This window comes from Burkholderia sp. YIM B11467, assembly GCF_052952715.1.
Window position 1 is genome coordinate 189374 of sequence record NZ_JBQVSQ010000003.1, and the last position, 20688, is coordinate 210061.

Sequence of the window (20688 nt, forward strand, 5' to 3'; positions counted from 1 at the left end):
GTCGCCGTCAGGCGCCGCGCTGCTCGAAGTCCTTCATGTACTCGACGAGCGCTTTCACGCCCTCGAGCGGCACCGCGTTGTAGATCGACGCCCGCATGCCACCGACGGACTTGTGGCCCTTCAGCTGCAGCAGCCCGCGCGCCTTTGCGCCGGCAAGGAAGTCTTCATTGCGCGTTTCGTCGGCCAGGAAAAACGGCACGTTCATCCGTGAACGTGCTGCCGGCTCGACCTTGTTCAGATAGAAGCCGCTCGCATCGATCGTGTCGTAGAGCAGCTTCGCCTTCTCGATATTGCGGGCCTCGATCGCTTCGAGGCCGCCCTGCCGCTTCAGCCACTGGAACACGAGGCCCGCGATGTAGATCGCGTAGGTGGGCGGCGTGTTGTACAGCGAGTTGTTCGCGGCGATGGTCTTCCATTCGAACGCGGACGGGCAGATCGACTGCGCGCGATCGAGAAGATCCTCGCGCACGATCACGACCGTCACGCCGGCCATCCCGATGTTCTTCTGCGCGCCGCCGAACAGCACGCCGTATTTCGCGACGTCCATCGGGCGCGACAGGATGTGCGACGAGACGTCCGCGACCAGCGGCACGTCGCCGAGATCGGGGATCTCGAACGTCTCGACGCCGTCGATCGTCTCGTTGGTGCACAGATGCACGTAGGCCGGATCGTCCGACAGCTGCCATTCGGCGCGCGCGGGCGCACGCGTGAAGCCGTCTTCCGTCTTGCCGGTCGCGGCGAGATGCGGTGTACCGTATTTCTTCGCCTCGCCGAACGATTTCTGCGACCACGAGCCCGTCACGACGAAGTCGGCGGTCTTGCGCGACCCGAGCAGGTTCATCGGCACGATCGCGTTTTCCGCGATACCGCCGCCCTGCAGGAACAGGATCCGGTGGCTTGCCGGCACGCCGAGCAGGTCGCGCAGGTCGGTCAGCGCGGCCTCGTGGATCGACATGAACTCCTTGCCGCGATGGCTCATCTCCATCACGCTCATGCCGCTGCCGTGCCAGTCGAGCATTTCGTCGGCGGCCTGCCGCAACACTTCCTCGGGCATCGCCGCGGGGCCGGCGGAGAAATTAAAGACGCGCATCGTGAAAACCTCGGGAGGGACGCGACCGGCTTGCCGCCGGCAGAACCGCGCCAGAATGGAAATGGCCGCTTGCGCTCGCGCGCAAACGGCCATTATCGCACTGTCGTCAGGCTCCCGCCAAACCCGGCCGAATGGCCGGGTGCGTGCCCGGACGGCTTACTTGCCCGGCTTGACTGCTGCAACTTCCTTGTCAGCCTGCGTGCGCGTCGCCTGGATCGCTTGCGGCATGTACTTCTGCATCAGGCCGTTGACCACGTCGCGACCGACCTGATCCTGAACCTGGATGAACTTGCGGCCCGTCGGGCTCTTGTAGAACGTCGTCAGATCCTTGATCTCCGACGTGCTGTAGTACTTCGCATACGCGTCGTACTGAGCCGACATCGCGTCGTTCTGGAATTGCTGCGTACCGAACACCTTGCCTGCGCCGTCAACCAGCTTCGGCACTGCATTCTTCTGCAGCGTCGGAACGGCAGCTTGCTTCTGCTTGTCGTTCATCGTCTTGTTTTCCGACAGCGCGTCCGACAGGATCGCCGGCACGAGTTGCTTGGCCTGCATTTCGGCGCTGTTGCCGATTGCCGACACGAGCTTCGGCGCGTCGATCGCGTCGAGCAGATCCTTGATCGCAGCCTTCTTGTCGGCGTCGATCGGCGCAGCTGCCGCGGCGGGCGCCGGTGCGGAATTCGACAGCGCTTGCGCCATCGCGAACGTCGGCACCAGTGCAGCCAGCAGAACCAGTTGCTTGAATTGCTTTTGCATCATCACTCCCTTTTGGAAATATGAATGGTTGCTCGCCGGCCGCGGCGCTTTGCGCCCGCGGCGGCCAGAGTCTCATCCGTTCTTCAGGCTTCGCCGTCCGACGCCTCGTCGGCCTCGCCATCGCCCTCTTCGGCCTCCGCGATCTGCTGCAGGCCAGAGAGCTTGGTACCCTCATCGAGACTGATGAGTGTAACACCTTGCGTGGCACGCCCCATCTCGCGGATCTCGGATACGCGGGTGCGAATCAACACGCCGGCCGTCGTGATCAGCATGATCTGATCCTCGGCGTCGACGAGCGTTGCAGCCACGACCTTGCCGTTGCGCTCGGACGTCTGGATCGCGATCATACCCTTCGTGCCGCGGCCGTGACGCGTGTATTCGGTGATCGGCGTACGCTTGCCGAAGCCGTTCTCGGTCGCGGTGAGCACGGTCTGCTCCTCGCTGCCGGCAACCAGCATCGCGATGACCTGCTGCCCGTCCTCGAGCTGCATGCCGCGCACGCCGCGCGCCTCGCGCCCCATCGGACGCACGTCGTTCTCGTCGAAGCGCACGGCCTTGCCGGCGTCGGAGAACAGCATCACGTCGTGTGCGCCATCGGTGATCGACGCGCCGATCAGGAAGTCGCCGTCGTCGAGACCGACCGCGATGATGCCCTTCTTCATCGGACGGCTGAATGCCTCGAGCGGCGTCTTCTTCACGGTGCCGAGCGACGTCGCCATGAAGATGAACTTGTCGGCCGAGAATTCCTTGACCGGCAGCACCACGTTGATCTTCTCGCCATCCTGCAGCGGGAACATGTTGACGATCGGGCGGCCACGCGAGTTGCGCGAGCCCTGCGGCACTTCATAGACCTTGACCCAGTACACGCGGCCGCGGTTCGAGAAGCACAGGATGTAGTCGTGCGTGTTCGCGATGAACAGCGTCTCGATCCAGTCGTCTTCCTTCATCTGCGTCGCCTGCTTGCCGCGACCGCCGCGCTTCTGCGCGCGGTACTCGGACAGCGGCTGCGACTTCACGTAGCCCGCATGCGACATCGTGACGACCATGTCCTGCGGCGTGATCAGATCCTCGGTGTTCAGTTCGGTCGCGTTCAGCTCGATCTTCGAGCGGCGCGCATCGCCGAATTCGGCCTTCACCGAGGTCAGCTCCTCGCCGATCATCGTCGTGATCCGCTCGGGGCGCGCGAGGATGTCCAGCAGGTCGGCGATCTGTGCCATCACTTCGCGGTATTCGCCGATGATCTTGTCCTGCTCGAGACCGGTCAGGCGCTGCAGACGCATCTGCAGGATTTCCTGGGCCTGCGTCTCGGACAGACGGTACAGCCCGTCGTTCTGCATCCCGAACGCGGGGTTCAGGCCTTCCGGACGATACGCGGAGCGGCCGCCCGCCGATGCATTCTCGGCTTCGGCGCGCGTCAGCATGTCGCGCACGAGCGACGAATCCCACGGCTTCGCCATCAACTCCTGCTTCGCGATCGGCGGCGTCGGCGCGGCCTTGATGATCGCGATGAACTCGTCGATGTTCGCGAGCGCGACCGCGAGACCCTCGAGCACGTGGCCGCGTTCGCGGGCCTTGCGCAGTTCGTAGATCGTGCGGCGCGTCAGCACTTCGCGTCGATGCGACAGGAAGCACTGCAGGATTTCCTTCAGGTTCAGCAGCTTCGGCTGGCCGTCGACGAGCGCGACCATGTTCATGCCGAACGTGTCCTGGAGCTGGGTCGCCTTGTACAGGTTGTTCAGCACCACTTCCGGCACTTCGCCGCGCTTGAGTTCGATCACGACACGCATGCCGCTCTTGTCGGACTCGTCCCGGATGTCGGAGATGCCTTCGAGCTTCTTCTCGTTGACGAGCTCGGCGATCCGCTCGAGCAGCGAGCGTTTGTTCACCTGGTACGGCAGCTCGTCGACGATGATCGCCATCCGCTGGCCGCGGTCGATCTCCTCGAAGTGCGTGGCCGCGCGCATCACGACGCGGCCGCGCCCGGTGCGGTAGCCGTCGCGCACGCCGGCGACGCCGTAGATGATGCCGGCCGTCGGGAAGTCCGGCGCCGGGATGATCTCGATCAGCTCGTCGATCGTCGCTTCCGGGTTGCCCAGCAGGTGCTGACACGCGTCGACGACTTCGTTCAGGTTGTGCGGCGGGATGTTGGTCGCCATGCCGACCGCAATGCCCGACGAGCCGTTGATCAGCAGGTTCGGGATGCGCGACGGCAGGACCGACGGCTGCGTTTCGTTGCCGTCGTAGTTCGGCTCGAAATCGACCGTTTCCTTGTCGATGTCGGCGAGCAGTTCGTGACCGATCTTCGCCATGCGAATTTCGGTGTAACGCATCGCCGCGGCGTTGTCGCCGTCGATCGAGCCGAAGTTGCCTTGCCCGTCGATCAGCATGTAGCGCAGCGAGAAGTCCTGCGCCATCCGCACGATCGTGTCGTACACCGCGGTATCGCCGTGAGGGTGGTACTTACCGATCACGTCACCGACGATACGCGCCGATTTCTTGTACGCGCGGTTCCAGTCGTTGTTCAGTTCGTGCATCGCGAACAACACGCGCCGGTGCACGGGCTTCAGGCCATCGCGGACATCCGGAAGGGCACGTCCGACGATCACGCTCATCGCGTAATCGAGATACGAACGGCGCATTTCCTCCTCTAGGGAGGTGGGCAGGGTCTCTTTGGCGAATTGATCCATGTATCCGTATCGTTTCGGAGCGAAGACGGCGAACGCCTTTCGCGTGGGCGCTGCATGCGCAACGCAACGCGAGATTCTAACATGCGCCCATCAGCCGCCAATTCGCCTCCCCCTCTATATATAAATAGCGAAAATTGCGGCGGCGGCGAGCCGACCGAAATCGCCTGCGACTCGACGTCGCAGGCGATTTCGTCACGCCTGTTTCACGCGCACGAGTAAACAGATACGTTCATCCGCGCAATTTCTCGGACACACTCTTGACAATCCCTGAAAGTTACGGCAGGCCGGTGTTGCGCATGCACCACAAACGTTGAGGCGATCTTAGGGTGGGGAGGATTTTTTTTCGTAGGAAGGGAACGATATGGCAAAATGCCAACGCACTGAGGGTTAGACGCTGCTCGAAGTCTAAAGTCTACACAGAGCGGTGCCGCATTTTTGTGCCGCACCAATGTTATACTTCGAGCAATGTATGACTTGTCACCGTCAACAGGCTCGCAGTAAACCTGCGGTAATCTCAATTTCGAGAGGAGAAATATGAATAAACTTTCAAAGCTCGCGTTCATTGCAGCTACCGCAGTTATGGCTGCATCCGCTTCGGCACAGTCGGTGCCGGCGTCGCGTCAAGCCGTCAATGACAACTGGGTGAACGGCACGGGCGAATGGGTGTGGATGAACGGCACGAACGAGCTCTGCTGGCGCGATGCATTCTGGACGCCGGCCACCGCCAACGCGAAGTGCGATGGCGCACTGGTCGCCCAGGCACCGCAGCCGCCGGTCGCTCCGGTCGCTCCGCCGGCCATCACGAGCCAGAAGATCACGTATCAAGCTGACGCACTGTTCGACTTCGACAAGGCAACGCTCAAGCCGCTGGGCAAGCAGAAGCTGGACGAACTGGCTTCGAAGATCGAAGGCATGAACACGGAAGTGGTCGTCGCAACGGGCTACACGGACCGCATCGGTTCGGACAAGTACAACGACCGTCTGTCGCTGCGCCGTGCACAAGCCGTGAAGTCGTACCTGGTCAGCAAGGGTGTGCCGGCCAACAAGATCTACACGGAAGGCAAGGGCAAGCGCAACCCGGTTACGACTGGCTGCAACCAGAAGAACCGCAAGCAGCTGATCGCCTGCCTCGCACCGGACCGCCGCGTGGAAGTCGAAGTGGTTGGTACGCAGCAAACGACGACGACGACCGTTCCGGCAAACTAAGCCGCGGTTTTCGACCGTTTCAAAGCCCCGCTCCGGCGGGGCTTTTTCGTTGATGCCCGTCCGGGTGCTCGCCGCCTCTCCGCTCGTCCGCTTCTTATATACTCGGGGCTGACGAACCGAAGCACCGCCCTCCTTCCGTAGCCCGTTTGCCGACATGACCAACGCCGATCCCCACGAACTCCAGAAATTCAGCGACCTCGCCCATCGGTGGTGGGATCCGAATGCCGAATTCAAGCCGCTGCACGACCTGAACCCGGTCCGGCTCGGCTGGATCGACGCGCATGCGCACCTGGCCGGCAAGCGCGCACTCGACATCGGCTGCGGCGGCGGTATCCTGTCCGAATCGATGGCCGGACTCGGCGCACAGGTGAAAGGCATCGACCTGTCGACCGAAGCGCTCGGCGTGGCCGACCTGCACAGCCTCGAAAGCGGCATCTCGGTCGACTACGAGGCCATCGCCGCCGAAGCGATCGCTGCCCGCGAACCGGGCACCTACGATGTCGTCACGTGCATGGAGATGCTCGAGCACGTGCCGTCGCCCGGCGATGTCGTCGCCGCGTGCGCGACGCTCGTGAAGCCCGGTGGCTGGGTGTTCTTCTCGACGCTGAACCGCAACCTGAAGTCCTACCTGTTCGCCGTGATCGGCGCGGAGTACATCGCGCAAATGCTGCCGAAGGGCACGCACGACTACGCGCGCTTCATCCGCCCGTCGGAACTGGCCGGCTTCGTGCGTGCGACGGATCTGCACATCGTGGAGATCAAGGGCATCACGTATCACCCGATCGGCAAGCGCTTCGCGCTGTCGAACGACACCGACATCAACTACCTCGTCGCGTGCCGCCGCGGCGCGTGACCCTCCGACCGGCATGACGACTCCCCTTTCGACCGCGCGGGCCGCACTCGACGAACCGCGCCTGCTGCACTGCGATGCCGTGCTGTTCGACCTGGACGGCACGCTCGCCGACACGGCGCCCGATCTCGCGGCCGCCGTCAACAAGATGCAGCGCGTCCGTGGCCTGCCCGAAACGTCGCTCGACGTGCTTCGACCGCTGGCCTCGGCCGGCGCGCGCGGCCTGCTCGGCGGCGCATTCGGCATCGATCCGCAAGCGCCCGGCTACGAAGCGATGCGCGACGAGTTCCTGACCAACTACGCGACGGATCTGTGCGTGCACACGGCGCTGTTCCCCGGCATCGGCGACGTGCTCGACGAACTCGATGCGCGCGGCGTGCGCTGGGGCATCGTCACGAACAAGGCGATGCGGCTCACGGCACCGCTCGTCGATCTGCTCGGTCTCACGCCGCGCGCCGCGTGCGTCGTCGGGGGCGACACAACGCCGCACCCGAAACCCCACCCGGCCCCGTTGCTGCATGCAGCCGACCAGCTGACGCTCGCGCCTGCACGCATCGTCTACGTCGGCGACGACCTGCGCGACATTCAGGCCGGCAGCGCTGCCGGCATGGCGACGGTCGCGGCCGCGTACGGCTACTGCGGCGACGGCGCCGCGCCATCCGACTGGCAGGCCCAGCATCTCGTCGACACGACGCAGGAACTGCGCGATCTGCTACGCGATGTTGGGCTATAATGTTTGATCTTATCCGCGGGGGCGACCTGGTTTCGACAGGGGTTGTGAAGCGGCTAGGGCATGTCGAGGACCCGTCACCTCGTTAATCAATGGGAAAATCGTAACTGCAAACGACGATACGTTCGCACTGGCAGCCTAAGGGCCGCCGTCCTCTGCCTAGTTCACTGACGGGCTAGTGTCGCAAGACCGGTAGCAATACCGCCAGAGGTCATTTACGTCAGTTAAGCCCTGTCGGCGTCGCGACGCCAGGGTCGAAAATCTAGCGAATCGCCGAAGTGCAGCGTGTTCGTCCGCGTCGCTGCGGTTAAATCAAATGACTGAACTAAACATGTAGAACTAGTCGTAGAGCGCTTCTGGACGCGGGTTCGATTCCCGCCGCCTCCACCAAATTCTGCGCTTGTCGCACGAACCCCGTATGACGCAAGTCTGCGGGGTTTTTTGTTGCCGACAAAAACGCCCCCTCGCCGTCCGAAAAAGCGCCCAGCCACAGGCGGGCCGGGCGGAATGCCGTCGATGTTCCGACGGCAGGAGGTGACGGATGCTGTGCCGCGCCCGCGCAATCATCGGTCGCGCCGGGCAACGGCCAACCCGGGTGCCGCAGCCTGAGGGGCGACGCATCATTCGCCCCCGGCGCTCATGCACACCGGGCAACACGTGGCTTAGCTGCCGCGGTACAGCGACTTCATTTCTTCAGCGGTGGCCGGGCGCACGCCCATTGCACGCAAACCCGATGCCGATGCGCCCTGTGCCTGCGCACCGTACCCGCTGGCATCGGCACCTTGCGCTTGCGCCAGCGCACTGCGCTGCTGCTCCGCAACACGCGCCGTTGCAGCCTGGATCGCTTCCGGATAGTGCGGATCTTCGCCGCGGGCGGAGTTGTATCCGGCCTGCTGGAGCTGGACCAGTTCGGCGCGGACCTGCGCGCGGGTGATCGTCGAGCCCGACTGCGCAAACGACACGACCGGGGCAACGAGAGCGGCGGCAACGACAACAGCTTGAACGAGCGACTTCATGATGACCTACCTCCAGATTTGTCTGTGTTCGCGGTGAACACCTTGTTCATCGCTGACAACCCGAAGTTTATGTAGGTGAATGCTTAAGAATAAGGCAGGTTTCTGGAAGACATCCTTCCTGATTTCAGGGTTAACCCTAGATTACCCACCGGGCCGAGATGTGCGATCCCCAGCTTCGCCCGGCATCGCGTCACATTGAGCTTCGCCGAAAAGCACGAGCCCCGCGAAGCGGCGACGCTTCGCGGGGCTCGAACGGAATCGTACGGGATTCGTGCAGTCGCAGTTCAGGCGGCCAACCCGGTGCGTGGGTTGCGTGCCTGCCAGTCGAACTGGGGCCCCACGACCACGGTACGGACGCGCCTGTCCGCGCGTTACTGGCTATCCATCGGGCACTTCAGGTTGCAGCCGTTCGGGTCGCCCAGGTCACCTTTGCGACGCAACGCCGACTTCTTGCTGCCCTGGTATTTCTGCGACGGCGCCGACGCCGCGAACGGCATTTGCGGATGCTCGTTCAGGCGAAACTGGTCGTTCAGGATGCCGCCGGGCACCCCCGGGGAATTCTGCGCGAGCGCAAACGGTGAAGCAATGACCAGCAGCCCCGCGGTCAACGCTGCCGCGGCGAGGGGAACGGAAAATTTCATGGCGGGATGACGCCTGAACGGCGTGCTTGTTGGAACGTTGATCAAGCGGCAAGCGTAGCGCAAATCCCCCGCTGCTGCAGCGCGGTCCGATCGCGTCCCCGTTACCGGGAATTGCCGTCCGGCGCGCTCGTGCCGTCGTCGCCGGCCAGCCCCGTCGCGATGCTCGTCAGCGTCCCGCACGCGGCCGGATCGTAACCGTCGAGATGCGCGACGCGCTCGACGAAGCGAGCATCGCGCATCAGCGCCAGCACGCCGGCGAGCGGCCGCGCATCGAGCCGCACGCGTTCGCACGCGAAGTAATAGTCCTCGTCGACGACCGGGATGAAGTCGAGCCCGAAATGATGGGCGGCCGGCTCGACGCCGAAGCCGAGATCGGCCATCCCGCTCGCGACAAATGCGGCGATCGCCGAATGCGTGAGTTCGGCCGACGCGTAACCGTCGATGCGCTCGGGATCGATGCCGATCGCGCGCAGCGCGAGATCCAGCAGCATGCGCGTGCCTGAGCCGGGTTGCCGGTTGACGAAGCGGATGTCATTGCGCGCGAGATCCGCGAGCCCGCGGACCTGCTTCGGGTTGCCGCGCGGCACGAACAGCCCCTGCTGGCGGCGCGTCAGGTGAATCAGCACGTGGCGCGTGTCGTCGAGCCACGGCCGGTAGATCTGCGCGCACTGCGCGCGAAACGCCCCGCGCGGCAGATGGAAACCGGCCAGGTCGCATTCGCCGCGTGCAAGCGCCTGCACGGCCTCGACACTCTCGCGATACTTGATGTCGACGGCCGCCTGCGCATCGACGAGCGCGGATACGAGCGTCGCGACGGCATAGCCATGCGACGCGTGAATGCGGACGGCGCCGTCGCGCTGCGCGAGCCGCCGACTCAGGTCGCTGGCCACTTCGGCCGCCAGCATCCGCAGGTTCCCGTCGAGCCGGCTGCGCGCGAGGCGCTGCGCATCGACGACGGCCTGGCCGAGCGCCGACAGCGTCGACCCCTTGCCCCGCGCGGTTTCGATCAACTCCCCGCCAATGCACGCTTCCAGCGCGCGCAACATGCCCCACGCGTGCCGGTAGGACAGCCCTTTCGCCTGGGCGGCCTGCGCAATGCTGCCCGTGTCGGCCACGAGCTCCAGCAATGGCGCGACGTCCGACAGGCTGGCAGTGCGACCGTTCGTGTCGCGTACGGTCAGATACGCGTCGCATTCGATTCGAATCAATTATGCACTCCGATTTCCTATTGCGACCGCGAAATCTTCCGCTTATCGTTGGTCGAAATCAATCAGAACGAAGCCGCAATGTGCATTATATGAATTCCGAGCGCATATGAGACTTTGGAGGAGCATAACCGATGTCCCCGAATCCCCATGCGCCCGACGCGCTCGTCGAGCGCCATGCGCGCGCCGGCCGGTCGCTGGTCGCGATCCTGCACGCGATCCAGGACGACGCGGGCTACGTGCCGCCGGGCTGCGTCGCACCGCTCGCCAGGGCACTCAATCTGTCGCGCGCGGAAGTGCACGGCGTACTGACTTACTACCACCACTTCCGCACCGCGCCGCCTGCGCGCGTCACGATCCAGATGTGCCGCGCCGAGGCGTGCCGCAGCATGGGCTGCGAAGCGCTGGCCGCGCATGCTGAAGCCCGCACGGGCTGCCGGTTCGACGCGGCGCACGGCGATGCCGCGGATGCACACGGGCCGGACGCCGTCGCGCTCGAATCGGTCTACTGCCTCGGACTGTGTGCGCAGTCGCCGTCGCTGACGGTGAACGGCGTGCTTCACGCCAAGGTCACGCCGGAAAAATTCGACGCGCTGCTTGCCGATGCGGTCGCTCACACACCGGAGGCCGCATGACGATCCGCATCTACGTTCCGCGCGATTCGTCCGCGCTGGCACTCGGCGCCGACGCACTCGCGGCCGCGATCGCCGCGGAAGCCGAACGGCGCGGCGTCGCCATCGAGCTGGTCCGAAACGGCTCGCGCGGGCTGCTGTGGCTCGAGCCGCTCGTCGAGGTCGGCACGGCCGCCGGCCGCGTCGGTTATGCGAACCTGTCGGCCGCCGACGTGCCGTCCCTGTTCGACGCGAACTGGCTCGAAGGCGGCGCGCATCCGAGCGGCGTCGGCCTCGTCGACGCGCTGCCCTATCTCGCACGCCAGCAGCGCCTCACGTTCGCGCGCATCGGCCTGACCGACCCGCTGTCGATCGACGACTACCTGCAACACGAAGGCCTCGCCGGCCTGAAGAACGCGCTCGCGCTCGACGGCGATGCCGCGTGCGAGACGCTGATCGAATCGGGGCTGCGCGGCCGCGGCGGCGCGGCATTCCCGGCCGGCATCAAGTGGCGCACGGTGCGGCACGCGCGCGCCGCGCAGAAGTACGTCGTCTGCAACGCGGACGAAGGTGACTCGGGCACGTTCTCCGACCGCCTGATGATGGAATGCGATCCGTACTGCCTGATCGAAGGGATGATCATCGCGGGCATCGCGACGGGCGCGACGGTCGGCTACATCTACGTGCGCAGCGAATACCCGCACGCGATCGCCACGCTCGAAGCCGCGATCGTCCGCGCGCGCGAAGCCGGCTGGCTCGGCGAACACGTGCTCGGCTCCGCGCACGCGTTCGAGCTGCACGTCGCGAAAGGCGCGGGCTCGTACGTGTGCGGCGAGGAAACGGCGCTGCTCGAATCGCTCGAGGGCAAGCGCGGCGTCGTGCGCGCGAAGCCGCCGCTGCCCGCGCTCGCCGGCCTGTTCGGCCAGCCGACCGTCATCAACAACGTGATCACACTCGCGACGGCACCGGTGATCTTCGCGCGCGGCGCCGCGTTCTATCGCGACTACGGGATGGGCCGCTCGCGCGGCACGCTGCCGTTCCAGCTCGCGGGCAACATCCGTCACGGCGGCCTCGTCGAGCTCGCGTTCGGCGTCACGCTGCGCGAGTTGCTGTTCGACTTCGGCGGCGGCACCGCAAGCGGCCGGCCCGCGCGCGCCGCACAGGTCGGCGGTCCGCTCGGCACCTACCTGCCCGATCACCAGTGGGACGTGCCGCTCGACTACGAAGCGTACACGGCGATCGGCGCGGTGGTCGGTCACGGCGGCATCGTGCTGCACGACGACACGTCGAACCTCGCCGAGCTTGCCGAATACGCGATGAAATTCTGTGCGATCGAATCGTGCGGCAAGTGCACGCCGTGCCGGATCGGCTCGACGCGCGGCGTCGAGACGATCGCGCGCATCCGCGACGGCGATACATCGGAGCGGCAGGTCACGCTGCTGCGCGACCTGTGCGACACGATGCTGGCCGGTTCGCTGTGCGCGATGGGCGGCATGACGCCCTACCCGGTGCTGTCCGCGCTCGACCATTTCCCCGAAGATTTCGGGCTCGCTGCCGGCAAGAATGCCGCGTCGGGCCCGGTCAAGGCTGCGGCCTGACCCAGAAGGAGCCCTGCATGTCACTCGACACGAACAACGTCCGCCAAGGCGGCTGCGGCTCAGGCCAATGCGCGTGCAAGAGCGCCGCCCAGACGCGCGCCCGCGACCCGTTCGACGATACCGACTACGGCACGCCGCAACGGTATGCGGACACCGACGTCACGCTCGAAATCGACGGCCAGCCGGTGACGGTGCCGGCCGGCACGTCGGTGATGCGCGCGGCCATCGAAGCCGGCGTCAACGTTCCGAAGCTCTGCGCGACCGATTCGCTCGAGCCGTTCGGCTCGTGCCGGCTGTGCCTCGTCGAGATCGAAGGCCGGCGCGGTTATCCGGCGTCGTGCACGACACCCGCCGAAGCGGGCATGAAGGTGCGCACTCAGTCGGACCGGCTGCAGTCGCTGCGCCGCAACGTGATGGAACTGTACATCTCCGACCATCCGCTCGACTGCCTCACCTGCCCTGCCAACGGCGACTGCGAGTTGCAGGACATGGCGGGCGTCGTCGGGCTGCGCGAAGTGCGCTACGGCTTCGACGGCGCGAATCACCTGGACGACCGCAAGGACGAATCGAACCCGTACTTCACGTACGACCCGTCGAAGTGCATCGTCTGCAACCGCTGCGTACGCGCCTGCGAGGAAACGCAGGGCACGTTCGCGCTGACGATCGCCGCGCGCGGCTTCGAATCGCGCGTCGCCGCGGGCGAAAGCGAATCGTTCATGGCGTCGGAATGCGTGTCGTGCGGCGCCTGCGTCGCCGCATGCCCGACGGCCACGCTGCAGGAAAAATCCGTCGTGCAGCTCGGGCAGGCCGAACACTCGGTCGTCACGACCTGCGCGTACTGCGGCGTCGGCTGCTCGTTCAAGGCCGAGATGAAGGGCACGCAGGTCGTGCGGATGACGCCGCACAAGAACGGCCTCGCGAACGAAGGGCACGCGTGTGTGAAGGGGCGCTTCGCATGGGGCTACGCGACGCACAAGGACCGCATCACGAAGCCGATGATCCGGGAAAAGATCACCGACCCGTGGCGCGAAGTGAGCTGGGAGGAAGCGCTCACCTACGCGGCGACGCAGTTCCGCAAGCTGCAGCAGAAGTACGGCCGCGACTCGATCGGCGGCATCACGTCGTCGCGCTGCACGAACGAGGAAACCTACCTCGTGCAGAAGCTGGTGCGCGCCGCGTTCGGCAACAACAACGTCGATACCTGCGCGCGCGTGTGCCATTCGCCGACCGGCTATGGCCTCAAGACGACGCTCGGCGAATCGGCCGGCACGCAGACGTTCGCGTCGGTCGGCCAGGCCGACGTGATCGTCGTGATGGGTGCGAACCCGACCGACGGCCACCCGGTGTTCGGCTCGCGGATGAAGCGGCGCGTACGCGAAGGCGCGAAGCTGATCGTGATCGACCCGCGTCGCATCGACGTCGTCGACGGCCCTCACATCAAGGCCACGCACCACCTGCAGTTGCGCCCCGGCACCAACGTCGCGATCGTCAACGCGCTGGCGCACGTGATCGTCACCGAAGGGCTCGTCGCCGATGCATTCGTCGCCGAGCGCTGCGAGGCGCGCGCCTTCGAGCAATGGCGCGACTTCGTATCGCACGCCGACAATTCGCCCGAGGCGACCGCGGACGTGACGGGCGTGCCGGCCGAGCAGGTACGCGCCGCCGCGCGCCTCTATGCGACGGGCGGCAATGCCGCGATCTACTACGGCCTGGGCGTCACCGAACACGCGCAAGGTTCGACGACGGTGATGGGCATCGCGAACCTCGCGATGGCGACCGGCAACATCGGCCGCGAAGGTGTCGGCGTCAATCCGCTGCGCGGCCAGAACAACGTGCAGGGCTCGTGCGACATGGGCTCGTTCCCGCACGAACTGCCCGGTTACCGGCACATCAGCGACACGATCGTGCGCACGCAGTTCGAACAGGCGTGGTCGGCCACGCTGCAGCCGGAACCGGGGCTGCGCATCCCGAACATGTTCGACGCGGCGCTCGACGGCAGCTTCAAGGGGCTCTACTGCCAGGGTGAGGACATCGTCCAGTCGGACCCGAACACGCAGCACGTCGCGGCCGCGCTGTCGGCGATGGAATGCATCGTCGTGCAGGACATCTTCCTGAACGAAACCGCGAAATATGCGCACGTGCTCCTGCCCGGCTCGACCTTCCTCGAGAAGGACGGCACGTTCACGAACGCGGAGCGCCGCATCTCGCGCGTGCGCAAGGTGATGCCGCCGCTCGCGGGCTACGCGGACTGGGAAGTGACGCTGCTGCTGTCGCAGGCGCTCGGCTACGACATGCACTACACGCATCCGTCGGAAATCATGGACGAGATCGCGCGGCTCACGCCGACCTTCTCGGGCGTGTCGTACGCAAAGCTCGACGCACTCGGCAGCATCCAGTGGCCGTGCAACGAGCACGCGCCGGAAGGCACGCCGACCATGCATACGGACGCGTTCGTGCGCGGCAAGGGCCGGTTCGTGATCACCAAGTTCATTCCGACGCCGGAAAAGGTCACGCAGCGCTATCCGCTGATCCTGACGACGGGCCGCATCCTGTCGCAATACAACGTCGGCGCGCAGACGCGCCGGACCGAAAACGTCCGGTGGCACGAAGAGGACCGCCTCGAGATCCATCCGCACGACGCGCAGGATCGCGGGATCCGCGCCGGCGACTGGGTCGGCATCGAGTCGCGTGCCGGGCACACGGTGCTGCGCGCGCTCGTGACGGAACGCATGCAGCCGGGCGTCGTGTACACCACGTTCCATTTCCCCGAATCGGGCGCGAACGTGATCACGACGGACAGCTCCGACTGGGCGACGAACTGCCCCGAATACAAGGTGACGGCCGTGCAGGTGATGCCGGTTGCCCAGCCGTCCGACTGGCAGCGTGCATACGCGCGCTTCAGCGCGGAACAGGTCGACCTGCTCGAGCGCCGCGCGGCGGCGCCCGCCGCCGTGACGACCGGCAAGTGAGGATGCGATGGACAACGGACACCTGATCGACATGGCCAACCAGATCGGCGCATTCTTCGAATCGATGCCCGATCGCGACGAAGCGCTGACCGGCATCGCCGAACATATCCGGCGCTTCTGGGAGCCGCGGATGCGCCGCGCGTTTCTCGCCGCACTCGACGATCCGTCGAACGAAGCCGCACAACGCGCGGCGCCGATCGTACGCGACGCGATCGCCGCGCACCGCGCATCGCTCGTGCCCGTCGCGGCGAGCGCCTGACCGCGCCGCTACGCGGGCGGCGACATGCCCGCGAACCAGTTTTCGCAGTGGTGCAACAGCGCGTTCGCGTCGATCGCCGTCCGCCCGCGCGCGGCGACGTAGCCGTCAGGTCGCAACAAGTAGAACGACGGCCGCGAGCGGCCGTACACCTGCGCAAGCCCCGCCGTGCCGTCGCCTTCGGCATCGGTGACGCGCCACGCGCGCACCGCATCCGGCATGATCCGCTCGAGCCCCTGCACGAGCGCCTGCGCATCGGCCGCCATCGGCGGTGCCTCACCGGTATCGGCACTCACCGGCTCCTCGAGCAGCAGCAGCGTGAAGCTCGCCGGATCGTGCAGGTCGTATAACCGCGCCGTTCCGGGCGCCTGACCGAGCGGGCCGTCGATCACGTGCACGAGCGCGTCGGGTGCCCGCTCGCCGGCACGCGGGCCGCCGTCGAGCACGCGCTCCAAGGTAAGCGGACTCTTCCGGTACTGCACGCCGAGCTCGCTGACCGAGCGCCGCACCGCGTCGCGCATCGGCCCGAATGATGCCAGCAGCGGCACGACATGGTCGCGCAGCAGCTTCATCGCGCCGCGATCGGCTTCGACGATCTGCGTGACAAGACTGGTCTGCCGCAATACGTCGCGCTCGATCGGATGGCGCTCCGCGTGATACGTGTCGAGCAGCCGCTCGGACGTACCCGCGCCGAGCACGCGCGCGAGCTTCCAGCCGAGATTGAACGCTTCCTGAATGCCGGTGTTCATGCCCTGCGCGCCGGCCGGGCTGTGGACGTGTGCGGCGTCGCCCGCGAAGAACACGCGGCCGTGCCGCAGCCGATCGACCATCCTGCTGTGCAGATGAAAATAGGACGACCACACGAGATCGCTCGGCGAGATCGACGCGCCGGCACGGGCACGCACGATCGCGTCGCACTCCGCGAGCGACGGAGCCGGCGCATCGGGCGACGCGTCGCTGCCGGGCGGCCGGTCGGCCACGAGCCGATAACGGCCGCCGCCCATCGGAAACAGGCCCGCAATACCTTCGGGCGTGGTGAACAGGTGGATCTCTTCGTCCGGCCAGTCGGGTATCGCCGCGAAATCGGCGAGCAGGAAGGTCTGTTCGAACGCTTGCCCGGCAAAGCCCACGCCGAGCAGATGCCTGACCGTGCTGTGCGCACCGTCGGCGGCGATCAGGTACGACGGCGCGAACGACTCGTCGCGACCGTCGGCGCCACGGAGCGACACGTCGAGCGATGTGCCGCCGACGGCGCAGGCGGTCAGCGTCGTGCCGCGCTCGACCGTCACACCGAGTTGGGCCAGGTGCTCGGCGAGCAGGCGCTCGGTGACGCTCTGGTCGAGAAACAGCAGATACGGATAACGCGTTTGCAGCGGATCGAAATCGAGCCGCGCGATCACGCGGCCGTCGGCATGCAGCGTGGCCGCATGCGCGCGATGGCCGAGCGCGAGAAACGGTTCGACCGCGCGATGCTGCTCCAGCAGTTCGAGCGTGCGTGCCTGGATGCCGATCGCGCGCGAATACGGCGCAAGCGCCGCGAGCCGATCGATGATGCGCACCGGCACACGGGCCCGCGCGAGGCTCATCGCCGCGGCAAGACCGGTCGGCCCCGCGCCGACGATCAGCACGGGCGGGATATCAGGCAGGGTGTCAGTCATGAGAACCTCGATGACACACGACCCTGCAAGTCTACGCCGCTCCGCGTGACGGGGCCATATGCCGACCGGCCGATACGCGGCACCGGTGCGCTGTGTGGGAAAATACGCGTTTTCCGCCAGCTTTCGCGTCATGGAATCCGCATTCGACCGAGCATACGCCGCACACCGCGCGGGCCGGCTTGTCGACGCCGAGCACGGCTATCGCGCCGCGCTCGACGTCAACCCCGCCGACGCCGACGCGCTGCACCTGTTCGGCGTGCTTCGGCACCAGCAGGGCCAGCACGCCGAGGCGGCCGATCTCGTCGGCCGCGCCGTCGCGCTGCGTCCGGGCGATGCCGCACTGCAGCTCAACCTCGGCAACGCGCTGAAAGCGCTCGGCCGGCTCGACGAAGCAATCGACCGCTTTCGCAACGCGCTCACGCTCGCGCCCGAATTTCCGCTCGCGCACTACAACCTCGGCAACGCGTATGCGGCGCTGCAGCGCCACGACGATGCGATCGATGCATTCGGCCGCGCACTCAGGCTCACGCCCGATGACGCATCGATCCACAACAATCTCGGCAACGCGCTGAATGCGCTCGGCCGCCACGACGACGCGCTCGCCGCTTTTCGTCGCGCGCTCGAACTGCGGCCCGGGCATGCAGGCGCGCACAACAACCTCGCGATGGCATTGAGCGCGATGGGCCGCGCCGACGACGCGATCGCGCACTTCCAGGCCGCGATCGCCGCGCAACCGCGCTTCGTTGCCGCGCATTTCAATCTCGGCAACACGTTCGATGCGGTCGGCCGGCACGTCGAAGCGGCCGCCGCGTTCGAAGCCGCGCTCGCGCTGCATCCGCCGTTTCCGCTCGCGCTGTTCGGGCTCGCGAACGCACTGTGCGCGCAGGCGCGCCACCGCGACGCGCTGCCCTACTACGAGCGTGCCGTCGGCCTCGATCCGTCGTTCAGCCTGGCCTGGCTGAACCTCGGCAACGCGCATCACGCGCTCTGCGCGCACGAGATGGCGCTGCGCGCATTCGACCAGGCATTGCGCGTCGCGCCCGATCTCACGCTCGCACGGCTGCACCGCGCGGTCACGCTGCTGACGCTCGGCGACTTCACGCGCGGCCTGCCCGCGTACGAGGCGCGCCACGAGACGCCCGGCGCGACACCGCTCGGCACGGTGCCGCGCTGGCAAGGCGAGCCGATCGCGTCGCGCACGCTGCTGATCCGCGCGGAACAAGGCTTCGGCGACACGCTGCAGTTCGTCCGCTTCGTGCCGCTTGCCCGCGCACGCTGCGCGCGCGTCGTGCTCGAAGTCCAGCCGGAACTCGTCCCGCTGCTGGCGCCGGTCGCGTCGCGCTGGCGCGTGACGCTCGTCGCACAGGGTGCCGCGAAGCCGCCTGACGCGGATGTCGCCTGCACGCTGATGAGCCTGCCGTTCCTGCTCGGGCTTCAACCGGACGACATCGTCGGCGGCTCGCGTTACCTCGACGCCCCCGAAGGCGCCCGCCGGCGCTTTCGCGGCTCGCTCGGCGGGCAATCGAAGCGCAAGTTCGGCCTCGCGTGGTCGGGGCGCCGGCAGGCGCAGGAAAACCGCTCGATGCCGTTCGACGCGCTCGCGCCGCTGCTCGCGCTGCCGGACATCGACTGGATCGTGCTGCAGCCCGCGCTCGACGACGACGAACGCGCGCGCATCGACGCGCATCCGCGCGTGCATCGCCTCGACGGACGGCTGAACGACTTTGCCGACACGGCCGCGCTGATCGAGCGGCTCGACGGCGTCGTCACGATCGATACGGCGGTCGCGCACCTTGCAGGCGCGCTCGGCAAGCCGCTGTGGGTCATGCTGCCATTCGCGCCCGACTGGCGCTGGTTCACCGGCGACGACTGCCCGTGGTATCCGCACGCGAAAATCGCCCGCCAGCCCGCGCCGGGACAATGGCTCGACGTGGCGGCCGCGGTCGCCGGCGCACTGCGCGAAGCCTGAACGCAGACGAAAAAAGGGAGCGCGGCGCGCTCCCTTTTTAATGTGATGCATGCGGCCGGCGCCGCGCGATGTGCGGGTGCCCGTCAGGCCGCCTTGTACTGATTGCGCGCCTCGGGCGTGCGATACAGCACGAGCGTCGCGATCAGCCCGCAAATCGCGGCGACGCTCAGCCACAGCCCCGGCGCGGCCTTGTTGCCCGTCTCGTGAATCAGCAGCGTCGAGATCGCCGGCGTGAAGCCGCCGATCGTCGTTGCCAGGCTGTACGCGAGCGAGAAGCCTGCCGTGCGCACGTCGGACGGCATCACCTCGGTCAGCGCCACGACCATCGCGCCGTTGTACGACCCGTACAGGAACGACAGCCACAGCTCGACCGCGAGCAGCCGCAGGAACGACGGATCGCCGACGAGCCACAGCACGACCGGGTAAGCCGTCAGGAGCGTGAGCACCGTGAATGTGATCAATACCGGGCGGCGGCCGATGCGGTCGGACAACGCGCCGGACAGCGGCAGCCACACGAGGTTGGAAATCCCCACGCAGACGGTCACGACGAGCGCGTCGAGCGACGACAGGTGCAGCACTTCCTTGCCGAAGGTCGGCGTATAGGCGGTGATCAAGTAGAACGACACCGTCGTCATGATCACCATTCCCATGCCGGCGACCACGATGCCCCAGTTGTCGAGCATCGAGCGCATGATCTCGCCCATCGTCGGACGATGACGCTTCGCGAGGAACTCGTCGGTCTCCTTCAGCGAACGGCGAATCAGGAACAGGAACGGCACGATCAGACAGCCGATCAGGAACGGAATGCGCCAGCCCCACGCGGTCATCTCCTCGGCCGGCAGCGCGCGGTTCAGCAGCACGCCGACGAACGCGGCGAACACCACGGCCACCTGCTGGCTGCCCGACTGCCACGATGTATAGAACCCCTTGTGGCCCTTCGTCGCGATCTCCGACAGGTAGACCGACACGCCGCCGAGTTCGACGCCCGCCGAAAAACCCTGCAGCAGCCGGCCGAGCAGCACGAGCGCCGGCGCAAGTACGCCGATCGTCGCGTAACCGGGCACCGCGGCCACCGTGAGCGTGCCGAGCGCCATCAGCCCGAGCGTCAGGATCAGCCCCTTGCGGCGGCCGTGATGGTCGATGTACGCGCCGAGCACGATCGCGCCGACCGGTCGCATCAGGAAGCCCGCGCCGAACACCGACAGCGACAGCATCAGCGACGCGAATGCGTTGCCGCTCGGGAAGTAGGTTTTCGCGATGGCCGACGCGTAATACCCGTAGACCATGAAGTCGTACATTTCCAGGAAGTTGCCGCTGACGACCCGGAACACGGTGCGGAATTTCGATTCCTGCGCGATGGCGTGTGACGCTGTGGACATGTTTTTCTCGCTCAGCTCGGATGGCGCGAATCCGCGCCGCATGGATCCGACGATGCCCTTGCGCGCC

The 20688-nt window shown here is 66.4% G+C and carries 16 protein-coding genes and 1 other RNA gene; 9 read left to right on the top strand and 8 right to left on the bottom strand.

Annotation, left to right across the window (positions count from 1 at the left end):
* Nucleotides 1–7: 7 nt before the first annotated feature.
* The 3 genes from serC to gyrA form a co-directional block, all read right to left on the bottom strand.
* Nucleotides 8–1090, bottom strand: coding sequence for a 3-phosphoserine/phosphohydroxythreonine transaminase (gene serC / locus ACTRWB_RS12865; protein WP_048249631.1), 1083 nt, complete (start codon nucleotides 1088–1090; stop codon nucleotides 8–10).
* A 156-nt stretch (nucleotides 1091–1246) separates the two neighbouring features.
* Nucleotides 1247–1846, bottom strand: coding sequence for a DUF2059 domain-containing protein (locus ACTRWB_RS12870; RefSeq protein ID WP_048249730.1), 600 nt, complete (start codon nucleotides 1844–1846; stop codon nucleotides 1247–1249).
* An 83-nt stretch (nucleotides 1847–1929) separates the two neighbouring features.
* Nucleotides 1930–4533: a DNA gyrase subunit A gene (gyrA, locus tag ACTRWB_RS12875; protein ID WP_129514003.1), complete on the bottom strand. Its 2604-nt coding sequence runs from the start codon at nucleotides 4531–4533 to the stop codon at nucleotides 1930–1932.
* 534 nt (nucleotides 4534–5067) lie between these two features.
* On the opposite strand from gyrA, the gene ompA reads away from it, so the two are divergent.
* From ompA to ssrA, 4 genes are all read left to right on the top strand, one after another.
* A complete protein-coding gene (gene ompA, locus ACTRWB_RS12880; protein WP_412022258.1) occupies nucleotides 5068–5739 on the top strand; it encodes an outer membrane protein OmpA in 672 nt (223 codons plus the stop codon).
* Nucleotides 5740–5893: 154 nt separating this feature from the next.
* A complete protein-coding gene (ubiG, locus tag ACTRWB_RS12885) occupies nucleotides 5894–6592 on the top strand; it encodes a bifunctional 2-polyprenyl-6-hydroxyphenol methylase/3-demethylubiquinol 3-O-methyltransferase UbiG (protein WP_006486844.1) in 699 nt (232 codons plus the stop codon).
* A gap of 13 nt (nucleotides 6593–6605) precedes the next feature.
* Entirely contained in the window at nucleotides 6606–7322 is a 717-nt protein-coding gene (gph, locus tag ACTRWB_RS12890) for a phosphoglycolate phosphatase (protein WP_446902124.1), read from the top strand.
* A 17-nt stretch (nucleotides 7323–7339) separates the two neighbouring features.
* Nucleotides 7340–7709: a transfer-messenger RNA gene (gene ssrA, locus ACTRWB_RS12895) on the top strand.
* A 272-nt stretch (nucleotides 7710–7981) separates the two neighbouring features.
* On the opposite strand, the gene ACTRWB_RS12900 is transcribed toward ssrA, so the two are convergent.
* The 3 genes from ACTRWB_RS12900 to ACTRWB_RS12910 all read right to left on the bottom strand — a co-directional run bounded on the left by ACTRWB_RS12900 (nucleotide 7982) and on the right by ACTRWB_RS12910 (nucleotide 10184).
* Nucleotides 7982–8335, bottom strand: a complete 354-nt coding sequence (locus ACTRWB_RS12900) for a DUF4148 domain-containing protein (protein WP_446902125.1) — start codon at nucleotides 8333–8335, stop codon at nucleotides 7982–7984.
* Between the two features lie 371 nt (nucleotides 8336–8706).
* The gene (locus ACTRWB_RS12905; protein WP_193099450.1) at nucleotides 8707–8976 is read right to left on the bottom strand and encodes a hypothetical protein; all 270 of its coding nucleotides are present in this window, start codon (nucleotides 8974–8976) and stop codon (nucleotides 8707–8709) included.
* Nucleotides 8977–9077: 101 nt separating this feature from the next.
* Entirely contained in the window at nucleotides 9078–10184 is a 1107-nt protein-coding gene (locus tag ACTRWB_RS12910) for a substrate-binding domain-containing protein (RefSeq protein ID WP_446902126.1), read from the bottom strand.
* A 131-nt stretch (nucleotides 10185–10315) separates the two neighbouring features.
* Here ACTRWB_RS12910 and ACTRWB_RS12915 point away from each other — a divergent pair, with 131 nt between their 5' ends.
* The 4 genes from ACTRWB_RS12915 to ACTRWB_RS12930 are packed head-to-tail and all read left to right on the top strand — an operon-like array spanning nucleotide 10316 to nucleotide 15618.
* Nucleotides 10316–10816: an NAD(P)H-dependent oxidoreductase subunit E gene (locus tag ACTRWB_RS12915; protein ID WP_446902127.1), complete on the top strand. Its 501-nt coding sequence runs from the start codon at nucleotides 10316–10318 to the stop codon at nucleotides 10814–10816.
* Nucleotides 10813–12390 carry a formate dehydrogenase beta subunit gene (locus tag ACTRWB_RS12920; RefSeq protein ID WP_446902128.1) on the top strand — a complete coding sequence of 526 codons (1578 nt, stop codon included), beginning with the start codon at nucleotides 10813–10815 and terminating at the stop codon, nucleotides 12388–12390. Before ACTRWB_RS12915 ends, ACTRWB_RS12920 begins: the two co-directional genes overlap by 4 nt.
* Before the next feature lie 17 nt (nucleotides 12391–12407).
* Entirely contained in the window at nucleotides 12408–15359 is a 2952-nt protein-coding gene (gene fdhF / locus ACTRWB_RS12925; RefSeq protein WP_446902129.1) for a formate dehydrogenase subunit alpha, read from the top strand.
* 7 nt (nucleotides 15360–15366) lie between these two features.
* The gene (locus tag ACTRWB_RS12930; protein WP_048249644.1) at nucleotides 15367–15618 is read left to right on the top strand and encodes a formate dehydrogenase subunit delta; all 252 of its coding nucleotides are present in this window, start codon (nucleotides 15367–15369) and stop codon (nucleotides 15616–15618) included.
* An 8-nt stretch (nucleotides 15619–15626) separates the two neighbouring features.
* On the opposite strand, the gene ACTRWB_RS12935 is transcribed toward ACTRWB_RS12930, so the two are convergent.
* Complete coding sequence (locus ACTRWB_RS12935; RefSeq protein WP_446902130.1) at nucleotides 15627–17273, bottom strand: FAD-dependent monooxygenase; 1647 nt, start codon at nucleotides 17271–17273, stop codon at nucleotides 15627–15629.
* Between the two features lie 130 nt (nucleotides 17274–17403).
* Between ACTRWB_RS12935 and ACTRWB_RS12940 the strand changes: the two genes are divergently transcribed.
* A complete protein-coding gene (locus ACTRWB_RS12940; protein ID WP_446902131.1) occupies nucleotides 17404–19242 on the top strand; it encodes a tetratricopeptide repeat protein in 1839 nt (612 codons plus the stop codon).
* Between the two features lie 83 nt (nucleotides 19243–19325).
* On the opposite strand, the gene tcuC is transcribed toward ACTRWB_RS12940, so the two are convergent.
* The gene (gene tcuC / locus ACTRWB_RS12945; RefSeq protein WP_048249731.1) at nucleotides 19326–20621 is read right to left on the bottom strand and encodes an MFS transporter; all 1296 of its coding nucleotides are present in this window, start codon (nucleotides 20619–20621) and stop codon (nucleotides 19326–19328) included.
* Nucleotides 20622–20688 lie beyond the last annotated feature (67 nt).

Coding starts and splice junctions, on each gene's coding strand:
- ACTRWB_RS12940 (WP_446902131.1), top strand. CDS start 17,404: ATGGAATCCGCATTCGACCGAGCATACGCCGCACACCGCGCGGGCCGG.
- tcuC (WP_048249731.1), bottom strand. CDS start 20,621: ATGTCCACAGCGTCACACGCCATCGCGCAGGAATCGAAATTCCGCACC.
- gph (WP_446902124.1), top strand. CDS start 6,606: ATGACGACTCCCCTTTCGACCGCGCGGGCCGCACTCGACGAACCGCGC.
- gyrA (WP_129514003.1), bottom strand. CDS start 4,533: ATGGATCAATTCGCCAAAGAGACCCTGCCCACCTCCCTAGAGGAGGAA.
- ACTRWB_RS12920 (WP_446902128.1), top strand. CDS start 10,813: ATGACGATCCGCATCTACGTTCCGCGCGATTCGTCCGCGCTGGCACTC.
- ACTRWB_RS12870 (WP_048249730.1), bottom strand. CDS start 1,846: ATGCAAAAGCAATTCAAGCAACTGGTTCTGCTGGCTGCACTGGTGCCG.
- ompA (WP_412022258.1), top strand. CDS start 5,068: ATGAATAAACTTTCAAAGCTCGCGTTCATTGCAGCTACCGCAGTTATG.
- ACTRWB_RS12930 (WP_048249644.1), top strand. CDS start 15,367: ATGGACAACGGACACCTGATCGACATGGCCAACCAGATCGGCGCATTC.
- serC (WP_048249631.1), bottom strand. CDS start 1,090: ATGCGCGTCTTTAATTTCTCCGCCGGCCCCGCGGCGATGCCCGAGGAA.
- fdhF (WP_446902129.1), top strand. CDS start 12,408: ATGTCACTCGACACGAACAACGTCCGCCAAGGCGGCTGCGGCTCAGGC.
- ubiG (WP_006486844.1), top strand. CDS start 5,894: ATGACCAACGCCGATCCCCACGAACTCCAGAAATTCAGCGACCTCGCC.
- ACTRWB_RS12915 (WP_446902127.1), top strand. CDS start 10,316: ATGTCCCCGAATCCCCATGCGCCCGACGCGCTCGTCGAGCGCCATGCG.
- ACTRWB_RS12900 (WP_446902125.1), bottom strand. CDS start 8,335: ATGAAGTCGCTCGTTCAAGCTGTTGTCGTTGCCGCCGCTCTCGTTGCC.
- ACTRWB_RS12935 (WP_446902130.1), bottom strand. CDS start 17,273: ATGACTGACACCCTGCCTGATATCCCGCCCGTGCTGATCGTCGGCGCG.
- ACTRWB_RS12905 (WP_193099450.1), bottom strand. CDS start 8,976: ATGAAATTTTCCGTTCCCCTCGCCGCGGCAGCGTTGACCGCGGGGCTG.